17 protein-coding genes are annotated in these 20136 nt (G+C 60.1%); 9 read left to right on the top strand and 8 right to left on the bottom strand.

The genetic code is table 11. From position 1 onward, the window contains the following. Positions 1-11 precede the first annotated feature (11 nt). The 3 genes from ALO80_RS24305 to ALO80_RS24295 all read right to left on the bottom strand — a co-directional run bounded on the left by ALO80_RS24305 (position 12) and on the right by ALO80_RS24295 (position 2371). Positions 12-836 (bottom strand): alpha/beta fold hydrolase, encoded by an 825-nt coding sequence (locus ALO80_RS24305; protein ID WP_055010835.1) that lies wholly within the window; start codon positions 834-836, stop codon positions 12-14. A 215-nt stretch (positions 837-1051) separates the two neighbouring features. Continuing rightward, positions 1052-1384: a DOPA 4,5-dioxygenase family protein gene (locus tag ALO80_RS24300; RefSeq protein ID WP_055010834.1), complete on the bottom strand. Its 333-nt coding sequence runs from the start codon at positions 1382-1384 to the stop codon at positions 1052-1054. Between the two features lie 36 nt (positions 1385-1420). Continuing rightward, entirely contained in the window at positions 1421-2371 is a 951-nt protein-coding gene (locus ALO80_RS24295; RefSeq protein WP_055010833.1) for a choline sulfate utilization transcriptional regulator, read from the bottom strand. A gap of 114 nt (positions 2372-2485) precedes the next feature. On the opposite strand from ALO80_RS24295, the gene betC reads away from it, so the two are divergent. From betC to ALO80_RS24280, 3 genes are all read left to right on the top strand, one after another. Continuing rightward, on the top strand, positions 2486-3991 hold the full coding sequence (gene betC / locus ALO80_RS24290; protein WP_055010832.1) for a choline-sulfatase: 1506 nt from the start codon (positions 2486-2488) through the stop codon (positions 3989-3991). A 37-nt stretch (positions 3992-4028) separates the two neighbouring features. Further along, positions 4029-4955, top strand: coding sequence for a choline ABC transporter substrate-binding protein (locus tag ALO80_RS24285; protein WP_055010831.1), 927 nt, complete (start codon positions 4029-4031; stop codon positions 4953-4955). 175 nt (positions 4956-5130) lie between these two features. Then, positions 5131-6699, top strand: a complete 1569-nt coding sequence (locus tag ALO80_RS24280) for a SulP family inorganic anion transporter (protein ID WP_055010830.1) — start codon at positions 5131-5133, stop codon at positions 6697-6699. 199 nt (positions 6700-6898) lie between these two features. Here ALO80_RS24280 and aroE read toward each other — a convergent pair whose 3' ends face one another. Both aroE and hemF read right to left on the bottom strand, forming a co-directional pair. Beyond that, the gene (aroE, locus tag ALO80_RS24275) at positions 6899-7723 is read right to left on the bottom strand and encodes a shikimate dehydrogenase (RefSeq protein WP_055010829.1); all 825 of its coding nucleotides are present in this window, start codon (positions 7721-7723) and stop codon (positions 6899-6901) included. Then, complete coding sequence (gene hemF, locus ALO80_RS24270) at positions 7723-8637, bottom strand: oxygen-dependent coproporphyrinogen oxidase (RefSeq protein WP_054985572.1); 915 nt, start codon at positions 8635-8637, stop codon at positions 7723-7725. The genes aroE and hemF overlap by 1 nt, the downstream gene beginning before the upstream one ends. A 171-nt stretch (positions 8638-8808) precedes the next feature. Here hemF and ALO80_RS24265 point away from each other — a divergent pair, with 171 nt between their 5' ends. Further along, complete coding sequence (locus tag ALO80_RS24265) at positions 8809-9786, top strand: NADPH:quinone reductase (protein ID WP_055010828.1); 978 nt, start codon at positions 8809-8811, stop codon at positions 9784-9786. Positions 9787-9799: 13 nt separating this feature from the next. Here ALO80_RS24265 and ALO80_RS24260 read toward each other — a convergent pair whose 3' ends face one another. The 3 genes from ALO80_RS24260 to ALO80_RS24250 form a co-directional block, all read right to left on the bottom strand. Continuing rightward, complete coding sequence (locus tag ALO80_RS24260) at positions 9800-10357, bottom strand: L-threonylcarbamoyladenylate synthase (RefSeq protein ID WP_003340101.1); 558 nt, start codon at positions 10355-10357, stop codon at positions 9800-9802. Between the two features lie 38 nt (positions 10358-10395). Continuing rightward, positions 10396-11514, bottom strand: a complete 1119-nt coding sequence (gene dprA / locus ALO80_RS24255; protein WP_055010827.1) for a DNA-processing protein DprA — start codon at positions 11512-11514, stop codon at positions 10396-10398. A 123-nt stretch (positions 11515-11637) separates the two neighbouring features. Continuing rightward, entirely contained in the window at positions 11638-12663 is a 1026-nt protein-coding gene (locus tag ALO80_RS24250; RefSeq protein ID WP_055010826.1) for a LysM peptidoglycan-binding domain-containing protein, read from the bottom strand. Between the two features lie 125 nt (positions 12664-12788). Between ALO80_RS24250 and def the strand changes: the two genes are divergently transcribed. The 5 genes from def (at position 12789) to ALO80_RS24225 (ending at position 19510) form a co-directional block, all read left to right on the top strand. Further along, positions 12789-13295, top strand: a complete 507-nt coding sequence (gene def / locus ALO80_RS24245) for a peptide deformylase (protein ID WP_055010825.1) — start codon at positions 12789-12791, stop codon at positions 13293-13295. A 53-nt stretch (positions 13296-13348) separates the two neighbouring features. Then, positions 13349-14293, top strand: a complete 945-nt coding sequence (gene fmt, locus ALO80_RS24240) for a methionyl-tRNA formyltransferase (protein WP_054985577.1) — start codon at positions 13349-13351, stop codon at positions 14291-14293. Next, the gene (rsmB, locus tag ALO80_RS24235; RefSeq protein WP_055010824.1) at positions 14290-15615 is read left to right on the top strand and encodes a 16S rRNA (cytosine(967)-C(5))-methyltransferase RsmB; all 1326 of its coding nucleotides are present in this window, start codon (positions 14290-14292) and stop codon (positions 15613-15615) included. The genes fmt and rsmB overlap by 4 nt, the downstream gene beginning before the upstream one ends. A 4-nt stretch (positions 15616-15619) precedes the next feature. After that, positions 15620-16993 (top strand): Trk system potassium transporter TrkA, encoded by a 1374-nt coding sequence (gene trkA / locus ALO80_RS24230; protein WP_055010823.1) that lies wholly within the window; start codon positions 15620-15622, stop codon positions 16991-16993. A gap of 153 nt (positions 16994-17146) precedes the next feature. Further along, the gene (locus tag ALO80_RS24225) at positions 17147-19510 is read left to right on the top strand and encodes an FdhF/YdeP family oxidoreductase (protein ID WP_055010822.1); all 2364 of its coding nucleotides are present in this window, start codon (positions 17147-17149) and stop codon (positions 19508-19510) included. Positions 19511-20136 lie beyond the last annotated feature (626 nt).

Here is a 20136-nt window from a genome sequence, read left to right as displayed (position 1 = left end):
ACCAGCCCAGCTCAATCCTGCTTCTGGTTAACCCGCGCCAGGAACGTCATCAGCGCCCCTGACACAAAATCAGGGTTTTCCAGATTGGCGATATGACCCGCCTCGGGCACCAGCACATAAGGGCAGCCAATCAGGCCGGCCATCTCACGAGTCTCCTCAGGCGGGCGCGGAATGTCTGCATCGCCACACATCACCAGCGTGGTGTCGGCATTCAGTTGCTCGATCAACCCAAGCCGGTCATCACGACCAAAGATCATTCGCCCCAATGGCACGACGGACTGGCGCAACTGCTCGGCATTCATGCCGGCAAGCGCTGCACGAAACGACGTGTACAAAGGCGACTGCGGATCAATGCCGGGACGGAAAAAGATCGGCACCACGATATCCAGCAGCGGCTCGGGAAAGTCACCAGCCTCTTCGACCTTGTCGAGCAGCGAAAAATAGTAGGCCTTCTTTGCCTCCGACTCTTTGCCCAGATAAGTGTCCATCAACACCAGCCCGGTGATGCGCTCAGGTGCCAACAGTGCTGCAATTGCGCCCCACATGCCGCCCACTGACAACCCGACGATGCTGCACTGCTCGATATTCAAATGATCCAGCAACGCCAGCGCATGCCGGGCCAGATCATCGAGATTGCGGGTGCCTTCCGGAAACCCGCTGGAATCCCCGTGCCCCCAGAGATCGGGCACGATCACCCGATACTGGCTGGCAAGGGTATCAATCTGAGCGCTCCACATGCCCTTGTCCCAGAGGTAACTGTGCCCGAGCAAAACGACCGGCCCAGTGCCTTGGTCAGAATAGTGAAGGGTCTTACCATCGATGAGTAGATCCGGCATTTCTGATGATCCTCTTTTCTGGTCTTTCAGCATTCGAAACAAGAGGGTCTGTACAGACCTTTGATACCTGAGTTTCAAGCAATTGCATGACCATTTCTTTAAAATTAGCGCCTGAAAAGACCAGTCGGTCATTTTTTGGCGACGCTATCTTACACCCATTTTTTGGGCGGTGATCAGCGTGGGGCAATGGAAGGAAAAGGTCGACTAGCTAGCAATCAGCCACTTAAAGCGCTCAGATTCAAGGGCCGGACCGCCCCCATCCAAATGGCATGGTCAGTATGGTCACGCAGCTCATTACCTGTCAGAGGATGCAGAAACACCACCAGCCCATCGCGATTCAACGCAAGCCACAGCGTAACGTCAGCCAACTGCTCATGCCCAAACGCCAACTGACAACTCCAGTCCGGATGCGGCCCGACCAGCTTCTGGTGAACCCGGCCCATCTGCACGGCAAATTTCTCGGTCGCGGCTTCGCACAGGGCTCGGGCCTGGTCTAGGGTTTGGGCGTTGAAATAGATGTGGGCGTGGTAGCCGTGGATGTCGGACATGTATGAGTCCTTCCTGACCAAAAAATGAACGCCTGCTTACACCGCAATCGACGGCAACGGCCTGCCCGCCAGCGAAACCCCGCTCAACGCCTGCTCACTCGCCAGCCAGTCCACGAACTGCTGAACGATTTGCACGCGCCGTTTGCGCTGGGGCAAAACCACGTAATAGCCGTGGCCGGAAATGGCGGCTCCGGCGATGGGGCGGCAGAGCAGGCCTTGGTCGAGGAGGTCGTCGACCAGGTGTTTCCAGCCGATGGCGATGCCTTGTCCGCCAATCGCGGCCTGGATGAGCAGGGTGTAGTTGTCGAAACGCAGTTGCCCGGGCGTAGGGGCCTGGGGGATGTCGAGGGCGCGGAATACGCCTGCCCAGTCAAACCAGTTGTTGCTGCTTTCGCCGCGCAGGTGCAAGAGCGGAAAGTCGCGTAGCGCTTCGTTGGGCAGCGGCGTCTGGCGACCCGCGATCAGTTGCGGACTGCACACCGGAAAGACTTCTTCGCTGAACAGCCAATGGCTTTCGCCTTGCTTGAAGCGCCCGTCGCCGAACAGTACGGCGACGTCGATATCGGCGCGTAACATGCTGTGGGTACGCTCGCTGGTGACCAGGCTGACATCCACGTCCGGGTTGATCTTGTGGAAACGGTGCAGGCGCGGCATCAGCCAGTAGGCGGCGAAGGCAAAGTCGGTCGCTACCTGGAGCACTTCGTGCTGGTGCTGTTCGGTGATCGCTATCAACCCGCTGTCGATGGACTGCAAGCCAGCCTGCACATGACTGAACAATATTTCGCCGGCTTCAGTAAGCTCGATACCGCGATAGATCCGGTCAAACAGTCGGGTGGCCAATTGTTCTTCAAGGCGCTTGATCTGCTGGCTGACAGCAGGCTGAGTAGTGCCCAGTTCGATGGCCGCTGCAGTAAAGCTGCGCAGGCGGGCCGCGACTTCAAAAGCACGCAGCAAGTCGAGGGACATGTCGCCAAAAGCTTCAAACATAAGCGGTGCTTATCCTAGGTATTGCTGCGCATGGGCTTTACCATCAAACACAAGGACTTCATCCTCGTACCCAGCACTTTCGCATAACTTTTCACAATGGGATGCAGCGATTACATGAAGCGCAAAAATATTCTGTTCATCATGGCCGATCAAATGGCCGCGCCAATGTTGCCGTTCTACGCCCCGTCTCCCATCCTGATGCCCAACCTGAGCCGCCTTGCTGCCGACGGCGTGGTATTCGACTCAGCGTATTGCAACAGCCCGCTGTGCGCGCCCTCGCGCTTTACCCTGGTGAGCGGTCAGCTGCCGAGCAAGATTGGCGCGTATGACAACGCAGCCGACTTCCCGGCAGATATCCCGACCTACGCCCATTACCTGCGCGCGCTGGGCTACAAGACTGCGTTGGCGGGCAAGATGCATTTCTGCGGGCCGGACCAGTTGCACGGCTACGAAGAGCGCCTGACCAGTGACATCTACCCGGCCGACTATGGCTGGTCGGTCAATTGGGACGAGCCGGACGTGCGCCCAAGCTGGTATCACAACATGTCATCGGTGTTGCAGGCCGGCCCGTGCGTGCGTACCAACCAGCTGGACTTCGATGAAGAAGTGCTGTTCAAGTCCCAGCAGTACCTCTACGACCATGTGCGTCAGGACGGTGATGCGCCGTTCTGCCTGACCGTCTCCATGACTCACCCTCACGACCCGTACACCATCCCGCGGCCGTTCTGGGACCTGTACAACGACGACGAAATCCCGATGCCAACGCCGCACGCCAATCAGGCCGCGCTAGACCCGCATTCGCAACGGCTGCTCAAGGTCTATGACCTGTGGGACAAGCCGATGCCAACAGACAAGATTCGTGATGCGCGCCGTGCCTATTTCGGCGCTTGCAGCTACATCGACCTGAACGTCGGCAAGCTGATGCAGACGCTCGATGAAGTCGGGCTGGCGGAAGACACCATCGTGGTGTTCTCCGGTGATCATGGCGACATGCTGGGCGAGAAGGGGCTCTGGTACAAAATGCACTGGTTCGAAATGGCCGCCCGCGTACCGTTGGTGGTGTATTCGCCGGGCCAGTTCAAGCCAGGGCGGGTCAGTGCGTCGGTGTCGACTGCCGACTTGCTGCCGACCTTTGTCGAGATGGCTGATGGCAAACTGGACAGCGGATTGCCGCTGGATGGACGTTCACTGATGCCGCACTTGAAGCGCAAAGGCGGGCACGATGAGGTCTTCGGTGAGTACATGGCTGAGGGCACGACCAGCCCACTGATGATGATTCGTCGCGGCGCTTATAAATTCATCTATTCGGAACAGGACCCGTGCCTGCTGTTCGACGTGGAGAATGACCCGAAAGAGCAGAAGGATCTGAGCCAGTCTTCAGCCCATGAAAAGCTGTTCAATGATTTCCTGGCCGAAGCTCGGGCCAAGTGGGATATCCCGGCGATACACCAACAGGTGCTCGCCAGCCAGCGCAGAAGGCGCTTTGTCGCCAAATCGCTGGCAACCGGCAAGCTGAAGAGTTGGGATCACCAGCCACTGGTCGACGCCAGTCAGCAGTACATGCGCAACCACATTGATCTGGACGATCTGGAGCGCAAGGCACGTTATCCGCAACCTTGATCCTGCCCACACCAAAAAAATCAAAAGGGGTACATTGATGAAGAAGTTATCCACAGCCGTTGCGGTCGCGATCATGACGCTGGGCAGCCTTGCAGCGCAGGCAGAGGATGCCAGTTGCAGCACTGTGAAGATGGCCGATCCGGGCTGGAGTGACATTGGCGCTACCAATGCGATTGCCAGCGTGGTGCTTGAAGGCTTGGGCTACAAGGCCAAGGTCAACACCCTGGCCGTGCCGATTGCCTATGGCGGCCTCAAGGACAGCAAGCTGGATGTTTTTCTGGGCAACTGGATGCCGGCGCAGCAGGGCTTCTACGACAAGTTCGTGGCCACCGGAGATGTGACGCAACTGGCGAAGAACCTTGAGGGCACCGAGTTCACCCTGGCCGTGCCGGATTACGTCTGGGATGCGGGTGTGCATGATTTTGCCGACCTGGATAAATTCGCTGACAAGTTCGACCAGAAGATCTACGGCATTGGCTCTGGCGCACCTGCCAATCTGTCACTGCAGGAGATCATCAAGAAGAACGAATTCGATCTGGGCAAATGGAAACTGGTCGAGTCCAGCGAGACGGCGATGCTCGCCGAGGTCAATCGCAATGTGAAGAAGAAGGCGTTTGTGGTGTTCCTCGGCTGGACGCCGCATCCGATGAATGTGCAGATCAAGGGCATGCATTACCTCAAGGGCGGTGAGAAATACTTCGGCGACACCGGTTCGGTCTTCACCCTGACCCGCAAGGGCTATGCTCAAGCCTGCCCGAACGTCGGCAAGCTGCTGACCAACCTGAGCTTCACCCTGGACATGGAAAACAGCATCATGGCTGAAGTGGCGAACAAGAAGGTCAGCAACAGCGCAGCGGCAAAAGCCTGGATCAAAGCCAATCCGGCGGTGCTGGACAAGTGGCTGGAGGGCGTGAAGACGCTTGATGGCAAGGATGGGCTGGCGGCGGTGAAGGCCAAGTTGTAGGCGTAAGGGCTTGAGTGCGCAGCGTAGCGCAGATTGTGACGCGAAGCGTCACCCAACGCATTCCCACGCTGGAGCGTGAGGAACGATAGGTGTCCGACTATCGTGCCCATGCTCCGCGTGGGCATGCCGTTCTGGACGCTCTGCGTCCTCTACGTTCAATTCATCTGAGGGACCGATGCGCTGGCTCAATCGCCATAAATTTCTACCGTTTCTCGCCTGGTTGCCACAGCAGACCCGCGCCAGTGTCGGGCGTGATGCGCTGGTGGGTTTGAGCGGTGCGATTCTGGCGTTGCCGCAATCAATCGCTTACGCGCTGATCGCCGGGCTGCCTCCCGAGTACGGCCTGTACGCGGCCATTGTTCCCGTTCTGATCGCCTGTCTGTGGGGCTCGTCCTGGCACCTCATCTGCGGGCCGACTGCGGCTATTTCCATTGTGCTGTATGCCAGTGTCAGTCCGCTCGCCGTGCCAGCCAGTCAGGACTACATCATGTTGATCCTGCTGCTGACGTTCATCGCCGGTGTATTCCAGCTCTTGCTGGGGATGATGCGCTTCGGCGCGCTGGTGAATTTCGTTTCGCACTCGGTGGTGCTTGGTTTCACGCTGGGTGCCGCCGTGGTGATTGCCCTGGGGCAGATGCCCAATCTGCTGGGAATTGATCTGCCGAGTCAGACCACCGCCCTCAAAAGCCTGTCCGCCGTACTCGAGCATCGTGGCGAGGTTGATCTGCCTTCGCTGACACTGGGCCTGTTGACCCTGGCACTGGGTATCGGACTCAAGCTCCTGGTGCCGCGCTGGCCAACGCTGTTGATTGCCCTGGTATCGAGCAGCCTGTTGGTGTGGCTGTGGCCGGCGATGTTTGGCCATGTCCGTGTGGTCAGCGCCTTTGTCGGCCATCTGCCGCCCTTCAGCCCGTTGCCGCTGGACCTTGAGCTGATTCTCAAGCTGCTGCCGACTGCCGTGGCCGTAGGCATGCTCGGGCTGGTCAACAGCCTGTCGATTGCCCGCTCGCTGTCGGCGCGTTCGCAGCAGATGCTCAATGCCAATCAGGAAGTCCGTGCGCAAGGTCTGTCGAACATGGTCGGTTCGCTGTTTTCCGGCTATCTGTCAGCGGGGTCCTTCACCCGGGCAGCGCTGAGTTATGAGGCGGGTGCCCGCTCGCCGTTGGCCGGAGTATTTTCGGCATTATGGGTGGCGTTGTTCGCGGTCGCCGGAGCCTCGCTGATCTCGCACATTCCAATCCCGGCCATGGCCGCCTCGATCCTGCTGATCTGCTGGGGGCTGGTGGATCGTCGTGGCATCCGCGCACTGTTCCGCGTCAGCCGCGCCGAGTTCTTCGTGATGGCGCTGACCTGCCTGGCCACGCTGCTGCTGGAGCTGCAGACCGCGATCTATGCGGGCGTGCTCGCCTCGCTGTTCTTCTACCTCAAGCGCACCTCGCAACCGCGCGTCCAGCAATGGCGTGAAGGTGACGAGGACGTGCTGAGGGTCGGAGGCTCAATCTTCTTCGGTGCCAGCCACTACTTGCAAACCCGCCTGCAACGCACCGAAGGCTTACGTGTAGTGATCGACGCACAGCAGATTAACTTCATCGATTACTCAGGCGTGGAAATGCTCCATCAGGAAGCCAGACGCCTGGGTCGGCAGGGGCGAATGCTGGTAATGCGAAATGCCAGACCACAAGTAATCGAGGAGTTGCACAAGCTGGAAGGGGCGGAGAAGTGCCCGATTTTGTTTGAGGATTGAGTTATAAATCATAGCCACAATGCTCAGCATTCAGCGTTATACACAAGTCCTGATAAGTCCGTAGATTTGGCTTCTGCCCGGAGGGCGTGGGAGCGGACCGGGCGACGCTTCGCTTGTTCGCGAAGGCGGTATTTCAGACGATGTATTTTCGGCGACTATACCGGCCCTTTCGCGAACAAGTTCGCTCCCACAAGGTCCTTCAGCCAACCGCCAGCTGTCTGCGCAACTCCGCCAATACCGGCGCTGAATCAGGGCGTACACCGCGCCACAGCAGAAAGGCTTCTGCCGCCTGCTCGACCAGCATGCCCAGGCCATCAACCGACTGCGCAGCGCCATGTTCGGTGGCCCAGCGGCAGAAGGCAGTGGGCTCTTTGCTGTACATCATGTCGTAGCAGAAGGTCGCATCGGGCTGGATAAGGCTCGGGGAAATCGGCGGCAACTCTCCAGCCAGACTGGCGGAAGTGGCATTGATGATCACGTCCACCGGTTCTTCAAGCCAGTCGAAGCTGCTGGCAAACACAGGACCGAGATCCGCAAATTCCTGAGCCAGTCGTTCGGCTTTTTCAACGGTGCGATTGGCAATCACCAACACAGCAGGCTGTTCTGCAAGCAACGGCTCCAGCGCGCCACGCACAGCGCCACCCGCGCCCAGCAACAGAATGCGCTGACCACGCAGGCTGCGTCCGCAATTGACTGTCAGGTCGCGCACCAGCCCGGCACCGTCGGTGTTGTCACCGAGCAGCGTACCGTCATCGAGCTTGCTCAAGGTGTTCACGGCTCCCGCACGCTGCCCGCGCTCGGTCAGGCTATGAGCGAGGCGATAGGCTTCTTCCTTGAACGGCACAGTCACGTTGGCACCACGTCCGGTCTGGAAAAACGCCTGGGCAAACGCGGTGAAATCATCCAGCGGTGCCAGCGACGTCTGGTAATCCAGCGCCTGCCCGGTTTGCTCGGCGAACAGGCGATGAATCAACGGCGACTTGCTGTGACCAATGGGGTTACCGAAAACGACGTACCGGTCCATCAGTTGTCCGCCAGCCAGTCGCGATCCGTCAGGAAGTAATCGGTCAGACGCGCCTCTTCACTGCCCGGCGCGGCTTTCCAGTCATAGCCCCAACGTACTTGCGGGGGTAACGACATCAGGATCGACTCGGTACGGCCACCCGACTGCAGGCCAAACAGCGTGCCGCGGTCGTACACCAGATTGAACTCGACGTAGCGACCACGACGGAATTCCTGAAATTCGCGCTGCTGCACGGTATAGGCCGCAGCCTTGCGCCGGCGCACGATCGGCAGGTAGGCATTGATAAACGCATCACCGATGGCGCGGATGAAGGCGAAGCTGGTGTCGAAATCCCACTGGTTCACATCGTCGAAAAACAGACCGCCGATGCCGCGTGGCTCATCGCGATGCTTGAGGTGGAAATAACTGTCGCACCACGCCTTGTAACGCGGGTAGACATCGTCGCCGAAGGGCGCACAGGCACGCTCGGCAACCCGGTGCCAGTGCACGCAGTCTTCCTCGACGCCATAGTAGGGCGTCAGGTCAAAGCCGCCACCGAACCACCAGACCGGCTCTTCACCTTCTTTCTCGGCAATGAAGAAGCGCACGTTGGCGTGGGAGGTCGGCACATGCGGGTTGTGCGGATGGATTACCAACGACACGCCCAAGGCTTCGAAACCACGTCCGGCCAGCTCGGGCCGATGGGCACTGGCCGACGGAGGCAGGTTGCTGCCGAAAACATGAGAAAAATTGACACCACCTTTCTCGATGACCGCGCCATTCTCGATCACCCGCGTACGACCACCGCCGCCCGCCGGACGCGTCCAGGCGTCTTCCACGAAGTGTGCATTGCCATCTTCCTGCTCGAGCGCAGTACAGATCCGGTCTTGCAGATCGAGCAGGTAGGCTTTTACGGCCTCGGTACGGGTACTCATGAGGATCCCTTACGGCTGACGTCAAACGGCTGAGCCCCCGCAGCAAAAGAGGCGCAGGCAAATTGGCGCGTAGCATACCATCGGCAGCGCGGGCTGGCAGTTGACGAAGGCCGGGGGAAGGAGTCCGATAGGTGCTTTCGCAGTTTGTTTTAAACATCAAGGAGAGAGCACATGGCAAAGCGTATCCAGTTCAGCGCTGTCGGAGGACCCGAGGTTCTTGAATATGTCGATTTCGAGCCAGAGGCTCCGGGGCCGCAGGCGGTGGTTGTGCGTAACAAGGCCATTGGCCTGAATTTCATCGATACCTATTACCGCAGCGGGCTGTATCCGCCGCCATCACTGCCTTCCGGGCTCGGTGCCGAAGGGGCGGGGGTGGTCGAGGCGGTGGGTGCCGAGGTGACACGCTTCAGGGTCGGTGATCGTGTTGCCTATGGCACCGGGCCGCTGGGTGCTTACAGTCAAGTGCACGTGCTGCCTGAGGCGAATCTGGTCAAGCTGCCGGACTCGGTCAGTTTCGAGCAGGCCGCTGCGCTGATGCTCAAAGGCCTGACGGTGCAGTATCTGCTGCGTCAGACCTATCAGGTGAAGCCGGGCGAAATCATTTTGTTTCATGCCGCTGCTGGCGGTGTTGGCTCGCTGGCCTGCCAATGGGTCAAAGCGCTGGGTGCCAAGCTGATCGGCACGGTGAGTTCGCCGGAGAAGGCGGCGCATGCCAAGGCGCTCGGTGCGTGGGAAACCATTGATTACAGCCATGAAGATGTCGCCAAACGTGTGCTGGAGCTCACCGACGGTAAAAAATGCCCGGTGGTCTATGACGGCGTTGGACAGGACACTTGGCTGACATCGCTCGACAGCGTGGCTCCGAGGGGTCTGGTGGTGAGCTTCGGCAATGCTTCAGGGCCGGTCTCGGGAGTGAACCTCGGCATTCTGGCGCAAAAGGGCTCGGTCTATGTCACCCGCCCCACGCTTGCCACCTATGCCAACAATGCGCACAGCCTGCAAGCCATGGCGGATGAACTGTTCGACATGCTCGCCAGCGGCAAACTCAAGGTCGACGGTATCAAGAAATATCCCCTTGAGGACGCCGCCAAGGCGCAGACCGATCTGTCAGCGCGGCGCACTGTCGGCTCGACCATCCTGATTCCCTGAGCCGACGCCAGCGTCAGCCAGCGCGTACGATCTGAGCTGTCGCAATGTCACGGATCACGCTGGGGTTTCGGCGGCCGCCCAGGCTGCCGCCGAGTACCCCGTCGATCTGGCCACGGAAGTATTGCTCGACGCGCAATCGCGAACGGGCAGCCGGACGACCCGCAGGGTTGGCCGACGTGGAAATCAACGGCCCGACCAGCGCGCACAGTTCACGTACCGTAGGGTGATCGGTGACACGTAGCGCCACGGTTTCGTGAATACCGGTGATCCACTCGGGCAGCAGGTTCTGATGCGGCACAAGCCAGGTATTGGGCCCCGGCCAGGTGCTGGCCATGCGGTCGAGCCACAGTTCAGGGAAGTCTTCGAACAGAAAGTCGAACTGGCGAATGTTGTCGGCAATCAGGATCAGGCCTTTTTCCACGGGCCGTGACTTGATCGCCAGCAGACGATAGACCGCCTCTTCATCCCACGGATCGCACCCCAGCCCCCAGACGGCCTCGGTCGGGTAAGCAATCACCGCACCGGCTCGAATATCCTGAGCGGCTTGCTGCACACGCCAACTGCTGACCATTATTTGTCTCTCCGATAAATCCTGGCGGCAGTTTAACCTCAGGGCGCTCTGGCGAACCACCGTCCCGCTTCACAGCTTACGTGTCCTTCCAGTTCAAGTTCGGTCAGGCCCGCCAATACCTTGGGTAGCGGCCAGCCACTGGAAACCGAGAGCCCTTCGCTGGTATGCGGTGCCGCGTGCAGCAGCGCCAACAGTGGATGGTCGCAAGGCTCCGGCTTTGCGGGCATATCGGGTTCAGTGCCGGGCGCAATACGTTTCCAGTGCTGCAAGCCTTCAAGAATGTGATCGACGGTCTCGACCAGCGTTGCGCCGTCGCGTATCAACTGGTGGCAACCCTTGGCACCTGGATGATGAATCGAGCCCGGTATCGCATACACCTCTCGTCCATGCTCGGCAGCCAGCCGCGCGGTGATCAATGAGCCGCTGGCAACACTGGCCTCGACCACCAGCACGCCAAGTGACAGGCCGCTGATGATTCGGTTGCGCCGCGGGAAGTTGCTGGCCTGCGGCCCGGCGTCCAGAGGGAACTCGGAAATCACCGCGCCACCCTGCGCTGCCATCTGCGCAGCGAGTGCCTGGTGCTGCTGTGGATAAAGTTTTTCAAGGCCGGTGCCCAGTACACCGATTGTAAGTCCACCGACATCCAATGCGCCCTGATGCGCCGCACCGTCGATGCCCCGCGCCAGACCGCTGGTGATCACAAAACCGGCACCTGCGAGGCTGCGTGCAAAAGCTCTGGCGGTGTCCAGCCCCGGTCGTGAAGCGCGACGGCTTCCGACCATTCCCAACTGCGGGCGCTCAAGGATCGAAGGGTCGCCAGCAATGAAGATCAGCGGCGGCGGATCGGCGATCTGGGCCAGCAACGCGGGGTAGCAAGGGTCGTCCCACATCAGCAAACGTTGGGCCGGACACTCCAGCCAGGCCAATGCCGCGCTGGCGCCATCACGTACCGAAGGGTCACGACGCGCCTCCGCACAGGCAGCGGGAATGCCCAGTGCACGCCATGCGCTGGCCGGTGCGCTCAGCGCCGATGACGCGCAACCGAAGGCTTCGATCAGTCTGGAAAAGCGTTTTGGTCCTATTTCGGGCAAGCGATGCACACGCAAACGGGCTTCCAGCTCTGCTGGCGAAGAGAGGGCATTTTCGAACAACGGCATGAGATCGTCCCTGATCCATTGTGCATCTCAGACGATGCACAAACCTGTGGATAACTCTGTTGACAACAATTTGATAAGTGTCTGGTTCGTCGCACAAATCCGTATCAGAACCGAAACAGGCCGTCAGGGATTTCGAACCTTGTCCATGATGGACAAAGATCGGCTGGCTTGCAGGACCAAGGCGTAACTAAGCTTGTCGTAAGTACGGAACACCATCAGCAGGCCGGCCCGTTCGTCGGGGATTTTTACCTGTTCGCCAGTGATTCGGTCACGCACCGTTTCGCTGGTCTTGTAGATCGCCAGCACGTTACCCTCGGTCAGGCCGTCGCGTTTGCCCTTGTCGAGCGTGACTACATCCAGCACGCTGACCTGGGTGACGCCGCGTGGCACATCCAGAATCAAACCGTCTATTGGAGCCTGGGGAGCGCTGGGCAGGAACGTCGAGTTGATCGCTCGCTCTTCACTGCTGAACAGGCGATCACCCAGACGCACTTCCTGTGTGGAGCGCTGCAGCATCATGGTCGAGACGTCACCTTCGGTGGCAACCACCTCGGCGCTGCCGACATCATCAGCGTTGATCCCCAGCACTTCCTTGGTCTGCGGGTCGGTGTAGGTTTTGCCCTGACGGAAGATCCCGTAGACGGTGTGCGCCGGGTCCAGCGCGCCCCGTGCATAGACACGATCACCGCTGCCGCTGAGCACCCGCTCGGCATTGCCCGCGACGACATACGGTGCCTTCTCGAACTGCTCGGCAGTGTCGATGATGCGATTGCTGATCAGGAATGCGTTTATCGCACCCAGCGGAATGCTCGGTATGGCCTGGACAACCGGCGTACTGCGCACACGCGGTGACAATTTGATGGTGCCGCGCGACTCGCCGCGATTGAGCGTCACACGCGGTTGACCATCGACCCAAATCAGCGCGAGGGTGTCACCGGGGTAGATCAGGTCGGGATCGTGGACCTGCGGATTGGCCCGCCATATCTCGCGCCATTTCCACGGTTCACGCAAAAACTTGCCGGAAATGTCCCAGAGTGTGTCCCCGGCGACAACGGTGTAGCTCTGCGGATAGCCTTCCCTGAGTTGCACTTGCGCCTGAGCAAGACCGCTGGCGGTCAACAGCAGCAGGGCGAGTAGTGATTTCCTCATGCGGTGAATCCCTTTATCATGTTGCCTCACGCGAACCCTAGAGTCCTGTCCTGGGCTGCCTGCCTTGAACTCCCGAGCCTGGCACCCGACATTGACTTTACCTTAACAGTGCAGCTCTTACGTATATGGCCATTCTAAACATCCTCGAATTTCCCGATTCGCGCCTGCGCACCATCGCCAAACCTGTGGCGATAGTAGACGAAGGCATTCGCCAGTTGGTCGACGACATGTTTGAAACCATGTACGAAGCGCCAGGCATCGGGCTGGCCGCGACTCAGGTCAACGTCCACAAGCGCGTGGTCGTCATGGACCTGAGCGAAGACCGCAGCGAACCGATGGTCTTCATCAACCCTGAGATTGAAAAACTGACCGATGAAATGGATCAGTATCAGGAAGGCTGCCTGTCGGTTCCCGGTTTCTACGAAAACGTCGACCGCCCGCAAAAGGTCCGCGTCAAGGCGCTGGACCGTGACGGCAAGCCTTACGAGCTGGTTGCCGAAGGTCTGCTCGCCATTTGCATCCAGCATGAGTGCGATCACCTGAACGGTAAGCTGTTCGTCGACTATCTCTCCAACCTCAAGCGCGACCGGATCAAGAAGAAGCTCGAAAAACAGCACAAGCTCAACGCCTGATCCGTTGTGACCCCAAAAGGCCTGAACAGGCCTTTTTTTATAATGAGAACTCCATGACTGAGCCACTGCGCATCGTCTTCGCCGGCACTCCGGAATTTGCCGCCGAACACCTCAAGGCCCTGCTCGACAGCCCTTATCAGATCGTCGCCGTGTACACCCAGCCTGATCGTCCGGCGGGTCGTGGACAAAAGCTGATGCCCAGCCCGGTCAAGCAACTGGCGCTGCAACATGACATACCGGTCATGCAGCCGCCCACACTGCGCGACCCTGCCGCGCAGGCTGAACTGGCAGCGCTGCAACCGGATTTGATGGTGGTAGTCGCCTACGGCCTGATCCTGCCGCAGGTGGTGCTGGATATTCCGCGCCTGGGCTGCATCAACAGCCATGCCTCGCTGCTGCCACGCTGGCGCGGTGCGGCACCGATTCAGCGTGCGGTGCAGGCGGGCGATGCCGAAAGCGGCGTGACCGTGATGCAAATGGAAGCGGGCCTGGATACCGGGCCGATGCTGCTCAAGGCGGTCACCGCGATCACCGCGCAGGATACCGGCGGCACGCTGCACGATCGGCTCGCCGAACTGGGCCCGCCTGCGGTATTGCAGGCCATTGCCGGTCTGGCGGATGGGTCGCTGGTCGGCGAGGCTCAGGACGACAGCCTGGCCAACTATGCTCACAAATTGAACAAGGATGAGGCGCGTCTCGACTGGACACGTCCGGCCGACGAGCTGGAACGCCTGGTCCGCGCCTTCAATCCATGGCCGATCTGCCACAGCACGCTGAACGAAGAAACCCTGAAGGTGCTGGCTGCCGATCTGGCCGAGGGGCAGGGCGCGCCAGGAACTGTCCTGGGTGCCAGCAAGGACGGCCTGATCGTCGCTTGCGGCCACAACGCCCTGCGCCTGACCCGACTGCAACTGCCGGGCGGCAAGCCGCTGAATTTTGCTGATCTGTTCAACAGCCGCCGCGAGAAATTCGCCCTCGGCACGGTGCTGGGTCAATGAACCCGCGTCTGGCCGCCGCCAAGGCACTGGCCGCCGTGCTCAGCGGCAAAGCATCGCTGAACAGCTCGCTGCCGACTCAACTGGACAAGGTCGAAGTACGTGATCGCGGCTTGACTCAGGACCTCGCGTTTGGCACCGCGCGCTGGCAGCCACGCCTGTCGGCACTGGCAGCCAGACTGCTGCAAAAGCCTTTCAAGGCTGCCGACGCCGACGTCGAAGCCTTGTTGCTGGTCGGCCTTTACCAACTGTTCTACAGCCGCATTCCGGCCCATGCGGCCATCGGCGAAACCGTGGGCTGCGCCGACAAATTGAAAAAGCCGTGGGCCAAAGGCTTGCTCAACGCCGTGCTGCGCAATGCGCAACGTGACGGCGAGGCGCTGTTGATCGAGCTGGAACACGACCCGGTGGTACGTACGGCCCACCCGCGCTGGCTGCAGAAAGCCCTGAAAGCGGCATGGCCGGAGCAGTGGGAAGCGATCTGCGCGGCCAACAACGCGCACCCGCCGATGATTTTGCGGGTCAACCGTCGCCATAACCGTCGCGATCAATACCTTGAGCTGCTGAACGCTGCCGGGCTGGAAGCGAGCGCATGCACGTTCAGCCAGGACGGTATCGTGCTGGCCGAGCCCTGCGACGTACGCTCGCTGCCAGGCTTTGCCGAAGGCTGGATCAGCGTGCAGGACGAAGCCGCGCAACTGGCCGCCGACCTGCTGGAGCTGGCCCCCGGCCAACGCGTACTGGACGCCTGCTGCGCGCCAGGCGGCAAGACCTGCCATTTGCTCGAAGTACAGCCGCACTTGAGCGGCGTGGTGGCAGTTGATCTGGAAGCCAAGCGTCTGGTGCGCGTGCGCGAAAACCTTGATCGCCTGGGGCTGGACGCCGAGCTGATCGCTGCCGACGCCCGCGCAACAGCGCAGTGGTGGGACGGCCAGCCGTTCCAGCGCATCCTGCTCGACGCTCCCTGCTCGGCGACCGGCGTTATCCGTCGCCACCCGGACATCAAACTGACCCGTCAACCGGACGACATCACCGCGCTCGCGACCCTGCAAGGCGAACTGCTCGACGCATTGTGGCCTACCCTGCAGGTAGGCGGCATGCTGGTGTACGCGACCTGTTCGACACTGCCGACTGAAAACACCGAGGTCATCGAGGCGTTTCTGGCGCGCACCTCGGGTGCCAGAGAGCTGGATATCGCCGGGCAGGCCGGACAATCACCGGCGGGTATCAAGCAGCCCCACGGTCGCCAGCTGCTGGCCCAGCAAGGCGGCCACGATGGTTTCTACTACGCCAAACTGATCAAGATCGCGGCGGCTCGGGAGTAAACGGTTGAAAATCATCATTCTGGGTGCTGGACAGGTGGGCGGGACGCTGGCCGAGCACCTGGCAGGCGAAGCCAACGACATTACGGTGGTCGACACCGACGGCGACCGGTTGCGCGATCTGGGCGACCGCCTGGACATCCGAACCGTGCAGGGCAAGGGTTCCTACCCGGCCGTACTGCGCCAGGCCGGCGCGGATGACGCCGACATGCTGGTCGCAGTGACCAGCAGCGACGAAGCCAACATGATTGCCTGCCAGGTAGCGCATACGCTGTTTCATACTCCAACCAAGATTGCGCGCATCCGTGAGGCGGCGTACCTGACGCGCGCAGGCCTGTTCGAGAAAAACGCAATCCCGGTCGACGTATTGATCAGCCCGGAGCAGGTGGTCACCCATTACATCAAGCGCCTGATCGAGTACCCCGGCGCGCTGCAGGTTATCGACTTCGCTGAAGGCAAAGCGCAGCTGGTGGCGGTCAAAGCCTATTACGGCGGCGCATTGGTGGGCCAGCAGTTGCGCCAGTTGCGAGCGCACATGCCGAATGTCGACACCCGTATCGCAGCGATCTATCGGCGTGACCGGGCGATACTGCCCCATGGCGATACGGTCATCGAAGCCGATGACGAGGTGTTCTTCATCGCCGCCAAGGCTGATATTCGCGCCGTGATGGGTGAGCTGAGGCGTCTGGACGAGAACTACAAGCGCATTGTCATTGCAGGCGGCGGCAATATCGGCGAGCGTCTGGCGGAAGCCATCGAAAGCCGCTATCAGGTGAAGATCATCGAAGTGAGCCCCGCACGCTGCCGCTACCTGTCCGAGCATCTGGACAGCACGGTAGTGCTTCAGGGCAGCTCATCGGACCGCGATTTGCTGCTGGAAGAAAACATCGGCAACACCGACCTGTTTCTGGCGCTGACCAACGACGATGAAGCCAACATCATGTCGTCGCTGCTGGCCAAACGGCTGGGCGCACGCAAGGTGATGACGCTCATCAATAACCCTGCTTACGTCGATCTGGTGCAAGGCGGCGAGATTGACGTTGCGGTCAGCCCGCAGTTGGCCACCATCGGCACGCTGTTGGCTCACGTGCGCCGGGGCGACATTGTCAGCGTGCACTCGTTACGGCGCGGCGCAGCCGAGGCCATCGAGATCGTTGCTCACGGCGACTCTAAATCCAGCAAAGTCGTCGGCCGTGCCATCAGGGACATCAACCTGCCGACCGGTACGGCCATCGGTGCAGTCATTCGCGACGAACAGGTGCTCATCGCCCACGACGTCACCGTGATCGAATCCGGTGACCATGTGATCATGTTTCTTGCGGATAAAAAGTGCATCCGCGACGTGGAGCGACTGTTTCAGGTAGGCCTGAGCTTTTTCTGAACAGGTCCTGAACAAGGCACCACCCTGACTGAACCTCTTGCCGGACCGCTTTGTCGACGACGCTCGTCGATCCGGCCGAATTCTCTCCGAGCCTGTGTATCTCAGACACACAGGCATCATGCCTCCAAGGCTTTGTGAGAGAGAACGCACCCAATGGCTGAATCGGAAAATTCCCGGGCCCCGCTGCAAGGATCACAGACCGACGGCTCACCTGCGGGTGGTTGGCCCGCACTCGGTGCAGTCAACAAACACCTGTTGCGCCAGCACGTACTGATCGAGGGCAATCGCACACTGCTGTCCATGAACAAACCGGGCGGCTTTGATTGCCCCAGTTGCTCCTGGCCGGACCCGAAGAAACCGCACGCGTTCGAATACTGCGAGAACGGTGCCAAGGCGCTGGCTTGGGAGTCGACCAAAAAACGCGTAACGCCTGAGTTCTTCGCCCGCCATACGGTCAGCGAGCTGGCCACCTGGAGCGATCACGACCTTGAAGAACAAGGCCGTATCACTCAGCCGATGCGCTATGACGCCGCCAGTGACAAATACCTGCCCGTCACCTGGGATCAGGCGTTCGCCGAGATTGGTGAAGAGCTGCGCCACCTGAGCGATCCGTCGAAACTGGAGCTGTACACGTCAGGACGTACGTCGAACGAAGCGGCCTTTCTGTATCAACTGTTTGGCCGCCTGTACGGCATGACCAATTTCCCTGATTGTTCGAACATGTGCCATGAGACCACCACTATGGCGCTGCCCGAGTCGATCGGGGTGGGCAAGGGCACCACGACGCTGGAAGATTTCGAGAAGGCCGACGCGATTTTCATCATCGGCCAGAACCCCGGCAGCAATAGCCCGCGCATGATGTCCGAGCTGCACGCCGCCGCACGGCGAGGTGCCAGCATCATCTCGTTCAATCCGTTGCGGGAAAGGGCGCTGGTACGTTTTGCGGCACCGCAAGACCCGCGTGACATGCTCAGCCTGCATGGGGTGAAGATCAGTTCTCAGTACCATCAGGTCCGGATCGGCGGTGACCTTATCGCTCTGCAGGGCATTTGCAAGGCAGTGATCGAAGCCGATGACGTGGCCCAGCATGCAAACCTGCCGCGCATTCTTGATGTGACCTTCATTGACGAGCACACCCATGGCTTTGAGCAATACGCTGCTTACTGCCGACAGTTGTCCTGGGACATCATCGAACGCCATTCGGGCCTGACGCGCCAAGCCATCGAGGATGTGGCGGCAGTCTATATGCGCTCGGAGGGAGTCATCTGCTGCTGGGGCATGGGCGTCACTCAGCACAAGCGGGGCGGCGATGCCGTGCAGCAGATCATTAATCTGCTGCTGCTACGCGGCAACATCGGCAAGCCCGGGGCCGGGGCCTGTCCGGTACGCGGGCATTCCAATGTACAGGGCGACAGGACGATGGGCATCTATGAAAAAGCCGGAGAACCGTTTCTCGCCAGTATGAGCAAGGTATTCGGCTTCGAGGCGTCCAGAAAAAAAGGACATGCCGTGGCTGAGACGTGTGAGGCACTGTTGCGTGGCGAGGTGGAAGCGCTCATTTCGATGGGTGGCAATTTTTTCCGCGCCATTCCGGATACCGATGTGATTTGCCCCACCGTCAGCCGTCTGAAAATGACGGTGCTGGTCAATACCAAGCTCAACCGCAGCGCGACCGTACACGGGCAGAAAGCCTTTCTTCTGCCGTGCGTAGCGCGTTCGGAACTGGACATGCAGAACGGCGTGGCGCAAACCATTACGGTCGAGGACTCGATGTCGATGGTGCATGGCTCGACCGGCATGCTGGAACCTGCGTCGAATCATCTTATTTCCGAAATTGCCATCATCGCCGGTATGGCCAAAGCGACGCTTGAGCCCAATCCCAAGGTGAACTGGGACGGCTATGTGGGCGATTACGCCAGAATTCGCGACAAGATCGAGGAAGTGCTGCCCGAGCAGTTTTACGACTTCAACCAGCGCATCCTGGAGCCGGGCGGTTTCCGCCTGCCCAATGCCGCCAGCGAGCGTAAATGGGATACCGAGTCCGGCAAGGCCAACTTTCTCTTTCCTGAGGGCATCTACGACGAGGACGACACGCCGCCGGGTGCCGAACACCTGCAGTTGATGACGATCCGCAGTCATGACCAGTTCAACACCACGGTGTATTCCAACGACGACCGTTATCGAGACATCTATGGTGACCGCATGGTGGTGATGCTCAACCCGCAGGACATCGAACGCCTGGGGCTGAAGGCCGGAGACTACATCGAGTTTCAGACCGCGCTCGACCCGACTACGGCGCGGCGTGCAGCGGGTTTCAAGGTCGTACCGTATGACGTGCCACAAGGTTGCTGCGCAGCGTATTACCCGGAAACCAACGGCCTGCTGCCGCTGGCCAACCGGGATAAACACGGCAACACCCCGGCAGCCAAGTCCATCCCGGTGAACCTGGTGCGGATGACCCCGGAAGGGGCTCAAGTGGCATTGGAACGGCGCGGGTTGATAGCGGCGGCGAGTTAGCGCTCATCATCATTCGCGTGTCCGCGAACTGCCGGGATTGTAGGAGCGGACTTGTCCGCTCCCACGGCCTTCGGCCAGAATCGAAAGCAGACTTGCGCAGTTCGTGGACAAGTCCGCTCCCACGGCCTTCGGCCAGAATCAAAAGCGGGCTGGCGCAGTTCGCGGATAATTCCGCTCCCACGGCTTTCGGCCAGAATCGAAAGCGGACTTGCGCAGTTCGCGGACAAGTCCGCTCCCACGGCTTTTGGCCAGAATCGAAAGCGGACTTGCTCAGTTCGCGGACAAGTCCGCTCCCACGGCTTTCGGCCAGAATCCAAAGCGGACTGGCGCAGTTCGTGGATAAGTCTGCTCCCACGGCCTTCGGCCAGAATCGAAAGCGGACTTGCGCAGTTCGTGGACAAGTCCGCTCCCACGGCTTTCGGCCAGAATCGAAAGCGGACTGGCGCAGTTCGCGGACAAGTCCGCTCCCACGGCTTTCGGCCAGAATCCAAAGCAGACTTGCGCAGTTCGTGGATAAGTCCACTCCCACGGCTTTCGGCCAGAATCAAAAGCAGACTTGCACAGTTCGTGGATAAGTCCACTCCCACGGCTTTCGGCCAGAATCGAAAGCGGACTTGCGCAGTTCG

It is taken from the genome of Pseudomonas caricapapayae (assembly GCF_001400735.1).
Lineage (GTDB): Bacteria > Pseudomonadota > Gammaproteobacteria > Pseudomonadales > Pseudomonadaceae > Aquipseudomonas > Aquipseudomonas caricapapayae.
The sequence above is the reverse complement of the archived record's forward strand: the minus strand, read 5'-3'. Positions and strand labels throughout refer to the sequence as shown.

Excerpts from the sequence above, each read along its gene's own strand:
- ALO80_RS24305 (WP_055010835.1), bottom strand. The coding sequence starts at position 836 with ATGCCGGATCTACTCATCGATGGTAAGACCCTTCACTATTCTGACCAA.
- ALO80_RS24300 (WP_055010834.1), bottom strand. The coding sequence starts at position 1,384 with ATGTCCGACATCCACGGCTACCACGCCCACATCTATTTCAACGCCCAA.
- ALO80_RS24295 (WP_055010833.1), bottom strand. The coding sequence starts at position 2,371 with ATGTTTGAAGCTTTTGGCGACATGTCCCTCGACTTGCTGCGTGCTTTT.
- betC (WP_055010832.1), top strand. The coding sequence starts at position 2,486 with ATGAAGCGCAAAAATATTCTGTTCATCATGGCCGATCAAATGGCCGCG.
- ALO80_RS24285 (WP_055010831.1), top strand. The coding sequence starts at position 4,029 with ATGAAGAAGTTATCCACAGCCGTTGCGGTCGCGATCATGACGCTGGGC.
- ALO80_RS24280 (WP_055010830.1), top strand. The coding sequence starts at position 5,131 with ATGCGCTGGCTCAATCGCCATAAATTTCTACCGTTTCTCGCCTGGTTG.
- aroE (WP_055010829.1), bottom strand. The coding sequence starts at position 7,723 with ATGGACCGGTACGTCGTTTTCGGTAACCCCATTGGTCACAGCAAGTCG.
- hemF (WP_054985572.1), bottom strand. The coding sequence starts at position 8,637 with ATGAGTACCCGTACCGAGGCCGTAAAAGCCTACCTGCTCGATCTGCAA.
- ALO80_RS24265 (WP_055010828.1), top strand. The coding sequence starts at position 8,809 with ATGGCAAAGCGTATCCAGTTCAGCGCTGTCGGAGGACCCGAGGTTCTT.
- ALO80_RS24260 (WP_003340101.1), bottom strand. The coding sequence starts at position 10,357 with ATGGTCAGCAGTTGGCGTGTGCAGCAAGCCGCTCAGGATATTCGAGCC.
- dprA (WP_055010827.1), bottom strand. The coding sequence starts at position 11,514 with ATGCCGTTGTTCGAAAATGCCCTCTCTTCGCCAGCAGAGCTGGAAGCC.
- ALO80_RS24250 (WP_055010826.1), bottom strand. The coding sequence starts at position 12,663 with ATGAGGAAATCACTACTCGCCCTGCTGCTGTTGACCGCCAGCGGTCTT.
- def (WP_055010825.1), top strand. The coding sequence starts at position 12,789 with ATGGCCATTCTAAACATCCTCGAATTTCCCGATTCGCGCCTGCGCACC.
- fmt (WP_054985577.1), top strand. The coding sequence starts at position 13,349 with ATGACTGAGCCACTGCGCATCGTCTTCGCCGGCACTCCGGAATTTGCC.
- rsmB (WP_055010824.1), top strand. The coding sequence starts at position 14,290 with ATGAACCCGCGTCTGGCCGCCGCCAAGGCACTGGCCGCCGTGCTCAGC.
- ALO80_RS24225 (WP_055010822.1), top strand. The coding sequence starts at position 17,147 with ATGGCTGAATCGGAAAATTCCCGGGCCCCGCTGCAAGGATCACAGACC.